Below are 6,274 nucleotides of genomic sequence, written 5' to 3'. Positions count from 1 at the left end.
AACATCCGCAGTGGATTTTACCCACTACAGAAATTATAGAGCCAGAAATCAGCCAGTAATGGCTGTTTTTTCTTTTTGAGAGTGTTATAATAAAGGTGTTTTTATCACAATGATCAAGGAGTTGCCATGTCTCGTAAGCCATTTTACAGTTTTAAAAGTTCTTATGTTCTAGCCGTTGTTTTAGCTTTGTCAGCAGGTCAATTAATGGTGTCAGACTTGGTTTTAGCAGATGAACCATCAAGTCTAGAAACACCAGTAAGTGTCATGACAGAACCAAGTGTAGAGCCTGTAGTGGTAGAGCCGCCCAGCTCTGTAGCGGGAAATTCTTTACCATCAGATTCTGCAATAACTCAAGCTGATAATAATCAAGCAAGTACTCACTCTCTTGAGTCTAGTCCATCGAATAATCCAGTGATGGCTGCTAGCGCTCCATTAGCTGACAATTCTACCGACCAATTAACAAGAGACCTAGTCACAAAAACAGAACCCAATTTGGCTGTCGGTGCTGATGCCAGTCAGGATTCGGAAGCACAAACGATGGCTCCCATAACTCTTGATGATTATCGCAGAGCCAGTGCTAGTCAGATGAGCCAATGGATTAAGTCTGGTCGTGTAACAGGAGACCAGTTATTGGATTATGCTTTTGAGACCATCAAAGAGACGAATCCAGAACTTAATAACATTATTTCGACACGAGAAGCTGAAGCACGACAGGAATTGGCTAATTTAGCAGATGAAGGCCAGCCCTTTTATAAAGTCCCGATTGTTGTCAAAGGCTTAGGTCATACGGTTGCTAGTGGACAAAATACACAGGGCTTCACCTTTTTGAGCAATCAAACCTCTCGTTCCACAGGCTCTTTTGTCAAGCAGTTGCAAAAGCTTGGTTTCATTGTTATTGGTCAATCGGCTTTTCCACAGCTTGGCTTGATTAATGTGACAAACTCTGATTTGTATGGGACTACCCACAATCCTTGGAACCTAGCCCATAATCCTGGAGGTTCTTCTGGCGGAGCTTCAGCGGCTGTCTCTAGTGGTCAGGTTGCCATAGCATCAGCAAGTGATGGTGGCGGTTCGACTCGAATTCCAGCCTCTTGGTCAGGTCTTGTTGGCCTTCATCCGACACGTGGGATTTTGGAAGGTAATTCCCCAAGTCTTAAAAATCAAGTCAGCCATTTTGCGGTTACAAAGACGGTCGAGGATACTAAAACTCTTTTTGAAGCCTTGTTGAAAACAAAAGCTAAGGAGGAGCAAACAAGTGCCATATTATCGACAAATCAGGTGATTGCTTATACAACCAAAACCCCAGCAGGTACTCCGATTAGTCCAGAAGCAGTGAAAGCTGTGGAAGAGACTGTGGATTTCTTAAATAAACAGGGCTATCAAACGGTCGAGGTTGATTATCCGATTGATGGCAAACGGATGATGATGGATTACTATACCATCGCAGCTGCAGGGACTGCTATTGCAGATTATCTGATTAACCAGAAACTCAAACGTCATTTAACAGCAGATGATGTCGAGTTATTAACATGGGCTCTTTATCAAACCAGTCAATCTTTAACACGAGATGATGTTGATGCGGCATGGGCAGATGTAGCCTTATTGATAGAAGAGTTGAACACTTTCTATAGCCAATACCCTATCTTCTTGACGCCTACGACAGCTTATGCAGCTCCAGAAGCAGACTACCATCATATTCCAGAAGAGTTGAAGGAAAAAATGCGAGACATGTCTGGCTTATCTAAGGAAGAGCAGCTGGAATTGATTTATCAACAATGGTTGCCTGCTTGGACCTTGACACCATTTACACAGTTGGCTAACTTGACAGGGACACCATCTTTAACCCTCCCAACACATCTGACAAAGGATGGGCTTCCCATGGGAGTACTCTTTAATAGTTCCGCTAACCAAGACAGGTTGCTCTTGCAGATTGGTGAGCTTTTTGAAAGTCAAAGAGCTTTAACAACTTTTACTAGTCAAGAGGAGATAGAAGAGACGACAGAGATTCCTTATGCTATCCAGTATATCCAAACAGATGCCTTACCATTAGGCTATCAAGAATTACTCCAAGATGGTAAAGCTGGTAAAAAACAATTGATTTACCATTTACTCAAACAAGGTCTAAGTCTGGTAGAAGCACGCCTTGTTGGTGAAAGTCTTTTGGTCAATCCTCAGCACCTGATTTATCTGATTGGGACTAGAAAAACGGATCGTCAGCCGATTTCTCAGAAAACCTTATCCCCTCAAGGACATGCTTTTGGAAAAATTGTGGATAAGAAGGGACAAAGAAGAGCCTTTAAGGCATTATCAACAGCTAGTGTGACAAAAGCTGTGCAAAAAGGTGATGACGGTACTGATAAAAGTAATTTAGCTAAGGTACTACCAGCAACGGGAGATGAATCCGATTGGAGTTCTTCAGTTGCTAGCTTATTAGGCCTATCATCACTGATGATTGGTTTGGCCAAACTTAAGAAAAGATTATTTCATTAATGATACTAAGAACCTGTATTCATAAAAAATGTTAAACTAAAGATATGGCACGAAAAGCATATGATACTGATTTAACCGATCAAGAATGGGCTCAACTTGAACCCTATTTCTCCAAACACCGCACCTATAAATGGTCTAAACGAGAACTTGTGAACGCCACCTTGTATATCACTAAAACAGGCTGCCAATGGCGCATGCTCCCTCATGATTTCCCTCCTTACCCAACTGTCTGGAGTTTCTTTCGTCGTGCTAAGGAGAGCGGCTTGTGGGACACCATTTTGACGGAACTGGTAAAAAAAAGCGATTGAAAGCTGATAGAGCGTTGGGTTGTTGAGCGAACTTTTGCTTGCTGGAACCACTCTCGAAGATTGGCTAAGGATGTTGAAAAATCGGTATCGTCAGAGGTTGCCTTTGTCAAACTATCACACATTAATCGTCTTTTAAGGGCTTTATAACTTTGTGAATACAGGTACTAAGACAGCTCTTCTGTGGAGGGGCTGTTTTACATCTGAAATGACTAGTCATGCTATAATAGTAAAAAACAAAAAGGAATGGTTATGGTTTTATCAAAAAAACGCGCACGTAAGGTTATCGAAGAGATTATCGCTCTTTTTCCAGATGCTAAGCCTAGTTTGGACTTCCGCAATAGTTTTGAGTTGTTAGTAGCTGTAACCCTGTCTGCTCAAACGACAGACGCAGCGGTCAATAAGGTAACGCCAGCTCTCTTTGAGGCTTTTCCAACACCGGCTGATATGGCTTTGGCAGAAGAAGGCGAGATTGCCAAGTATATTTCTCGATTAGGTCTTTATCGCAATAAGGCTAAGTTTTTAAAGAAATGCTCCCAGCAGCTCTTGGAAGATTTTGGTGGAGAAGTTCCTAGAACTCGACCTGAGTTGGAGAGTTTGGCTGGTGTGGGACGTAAGACAGCTAATGTTGTAATGAGTGTTGGTTTTGGTATCCCCGCTTTCGCAGTGGATACTCATGTGACTAGGATTTGTAAACACCATGATATCGTCAAGAAATCAGCAACCCCACTTGAAATCGAAAAACGTGTCATGGAGGTCTTGCCAGAAGAAAAATGGCTACCAGCTCATCAAGCCATGATTTATTTTGGGCGTGCGATTTGTCACCCTAAAAATCCAGAGTGCCATGAGTACCCTCAACTCTATGATTTTTCAGACAGTTAAGTCAATGTCACCTATTTTTAGTGACAGGATTTCAGAAAAAAACGCTTTAAGACTGTTGTTTAGGGCAGAAATGCTTACACTCGTGCTTGATTTTATGCTATAATATAAACACTATATTTACTTTTTAGGAGAACATTGATGGAAGACCCCGGTCAGTCCTTGATTTTACAGTTTATTTTATTACTTGTTTTAACCTTGCTAAATGCCTTTTTCTCAGCTAGTGAGATGGCTCTCGTTTCCTTGAATCGTTCTCGAGTTGAGCAAAAAGCTGAAGAGGGCGAAAAAAAATTCGTCCGCTTGTTGAAGGTTTTAGAAAATCCTAATAACTTTTTATCAACCATTCAGGTTGGCATCACGCTTATTAATCTCTTAGCCGGAGCCCAATTTGCGGATTCACTAGGAAATGTTATTGCGGGTTGGTTTGGAGACTCTAGATTTGCAGGTTCTGCTGGTAATGCAGTGTCGCTTATTTTCTTGACATATATTTCGATTGTTCTTGGTGAATTGTATCCCAAGCGAATTGCCATGAACCTTAAGGAAAATCTTGCGGTTATTTCTGCACCAGTGATTCTGGTTTTGAGCAAGATCGTTAGTCCCTTCGTATGGTTGCTCTCAGCTTCAACCAACCTTCTCAGTCGTATCACACCGATGAGTTTTGATGATGCGGATGAGCAGATGACACGTGATGAGATCGAGTATATCTTAACCAATAGTGAAGCATCGCTGGATGCGGAAGAAATCGGCATGCTTCAAGGGATTTTTTCACTTGACGAGATGATGGCTCGAGAGGTTATGGTGCCTCGCACAGATGCATTCATGGTAGATATTAACGATGACATCAAAGAAATTGTTCAAGGGATTTTAAAAGAAAACTATTCTCGTATCCCTGTTTATGATGGGGATAAGGACAGGGTGATAGGTCTTATCCATACTAAGAAAATCCTTAATGATGCTTTTGCTAATGGCTTTGATAAGATCAACATTCGTCGTATTATGCAGGAGCCTTTATTCGTTCCTGAGACTATCTTTGTGGATGATTTGCTAACGCAATTACGAGCAACACAAAATCAAATGGCTATTCTTTTGGATGAATACGGGGGATTAGCTGGTATTGCGACTTTGGAAGACCTGCTTGAAGAGATTGTTGGGGAAATCGATGATGAAACTGATCTCGCAGCTGAATCTGTTCGTGAGATTGACGATAATACCTATATTGTCAAAGGGACAATGACCCTTAATGAATTCAACGACTATTTTGACACTAACTTGGAAAGTGATGATGTTGATACCATTGCCGGTTTCTATTTAACTGGGGTTGGTTCCATTCCAAGTCAAGAAGTCAAAGAGTCCTATACTGTTGATAGTAGCGACAAGCGTTTAACGCTTATTAATGATAAGGTCAAAGATGGCCGTATTAATAAATTAAAATTATTGCTTTCAGACATTCCTGAGGAGGAAGAAGAAGCCTAAGTTGACAATTCAGAGCTCAAATTAGCTCTGAATTTTTTGTGCTATAAAATACGAGAGAAATCGATGACAGTCTGTACTATAAAAGAACTTGTGCTATTTCTGAGGACATTTTCTTGTGATACTTTTATTTTGCTTGTGAAAAGTGTATAATAGAAACTATAAAAACGGTTACATAAAATTTTCACGTATGGGAGGTTGGGATGACTGAGATTGATTATTCGCAAGTAACGGGAATGGTCCACTCGACAGAAAGTTTTGGTTCGGTTGATGGTCCAGGAATTCGTTTTATTGTTTTCATGCAAGGTTGTAAAATGCGTTGTCAATATTGTCACAATCCTGATACTTGGCAAATGGAAACCAACAATTCTCAGGAAAGAACAGTCGAAGACGTTTTAAATGAGGCGATGAAGTACCGTCATTTCTGGGGAAAAAATGGGGGTATTACCGTTTCTGGTGGGGAAGCACTCCTACAAATCGAGTTTGTAACAGCTCTCTTTCATGAAGCCAAAAAATACGGTATTCACTGTACCTTGGATACTTGTGCCCTACCTTTTCGCGATAAGCCAGCCTACCATGACATTTTTGATAAGCTTTTAGAAGTGACTGACTTGGTCTTGCTAGACATCAAAGCCATCCGTCCTGAAAAGCATAAGATTGTTACAGGGCAATCCAACCGTAATATCTTAGCTTGTGCTCGCTATCTCTCAGATAAGGGCAAACCTGTCTGGATTCGCCATGTTTTGGTGCCAGGATTGACTGATGTGGATGAGGAGTTGGAAGAGTTAGGAGAATTTGTCAAAACGCTTAAAAATGTTGATAAGTTTGAAATTCTTCCCTACCATACTATGGGTGAATTCAAATGGCGTGAATTGGGCATTCCTTACAAGCTTGAGGGAGTTAAACCACCCACAGCAGCCCGTGTTCAAAATGCTAAGGATATCATGCAAACAGAAAGCTATACAGAATATTTAAAACGCATGCAAGGTGCTTAAGGAAATAAAGCTAGGAAGTTACCCTAGCTTTTTCATGTGTGCTTTATCAGCTCTTTTTATTTACCAGCAAGCCCTTTGGTAGTTGGCTTGACTTATGGTATAATGTAACAGAATTTAAAATAATGAAGAGGTATA

General features: G+C 40.9%; 5 protein-coding genes. All 5 read left to right on the top strand.

What is annotated here, in order from left to right; all coding sequences use genetic code 11:
• Nucleotides 1-126 precede the first annotated feature (126 nt).
• The 5 genes from ACMZ6U_RS03245 (at nucleotide 127) to pflA (ending at nucleotide 6,139) form a co-directional block, all read left to right on the top strand.
• The gene (locus tag ACMZ6U_RS03245; RefSeq protein ID WP_416106212.1) at nucleotides 127-2,490 is read left to right on the top strand and encodes an amidase family protein; all 2,364 of its coding nucleotides are present in this window, start codon (nucleotides 127-129) and stop codon (nucleotides 2,488-2,490) included.
• Between the two features lie 44 nt (nucleotides 2,491-2,534).
• The gene (locus ACMZ6U_RS03240; RefSeq protein ID WP_366534758.1) at nucleotides 2,535-2,798 is read left to right on the top strand and encodes a transposase; all 264 of its coding nucleotides are present in this window, start codon (nucleotides 2,535-2,537) and stop codon (nucleotides 2,796-2,798) included.
• A 249-nt stretch (nucleotides 2,799-3,047) separates the two neighbouring features.
• Entirely contained in the window at nucleotides 3,048-3,677 is a 630-nt protein-coding gene (gene nth, locus ACMZ6U_RS03235) for an endonuclease III (RefSeq protein WP_416106210.1), read from the top strand.
• 138 nt (nucleotides 3,678-3,815) lie between these two features.
• Nucleotides 3,816-5,147, top strand: coding sequence for a hemolysin family protein (locus ACMZ6U_RS03230; RefSeq protein WP_416106208.1), 1,332 nt, complete (start codon nucleotides 3,816-3,818; stop codon nucleotides 5,145-5,147).
• Nucleotides 5,148-5,347: 200 nt separating this feature from the next.
• The gene (gene pflA / locus ACMZ6U_RS03225) at nucleotides 5,348-6,139 is read left to right on the top strand and encodes a pyruvate formate-lyase-activating protein (protein ID WP_416106206.1); all 792 of its coding nucleotides are present in this window, start codon (nucleotides 5,348-5,350) and stop codon (nucleotides 6,137-6,139) included.
• The last annotated feature ends 135 nt before the right edge of the window (nucleotides 6,140-6,274 follow it).

This window comes from Streptococcus pluranimalium, from assembly GCF_047785745.1.
GTDB lineage: Bacteria > Bacillota > Bacilli > Lactobacillales > Streptococcaceae > Streptococcus > Streptococcus pluranimalium_B.
This window is presented reverse-complemented; position numbering and strand designations above follow the sequence as displayed.

Coding starts and splice junctions, on each gene's coding strand:
- ACMZ6U_RS03245 (WP_416106212.1), top strand. CDS start 127: ATGTCTCGTAAGCCATTTTACAGTTTTAAAAGTTCTTATGTTCTAGCC.
- ACMZ6U_RS03240 (WP_366534758.1), top strand. CDS start 2,535: ATGGCACGAAAAGCATATGATACTGATTTAACCGATCAAGAATGGGCT.
- nth (WP_416106210.1), top strand. CDS start 3,048: ATGGTTTTATCAAAAAAACGCGCACGTAAGGTTATCGAAGAGATTATC.
- ACMZ6U_RS03230 (WP_416106208.1), top strand. CDS start 3,816: ATGGAAGACCCCGGTCAGTCCTTGATTTTACAGTTTATTTTATTACTT.
- pflA (WP_416106206.1), top strand. CDS start 5,348: ATGACTGAGATTGATTATTCGCAAGTAACGGGAATGGTCCACTCGACA.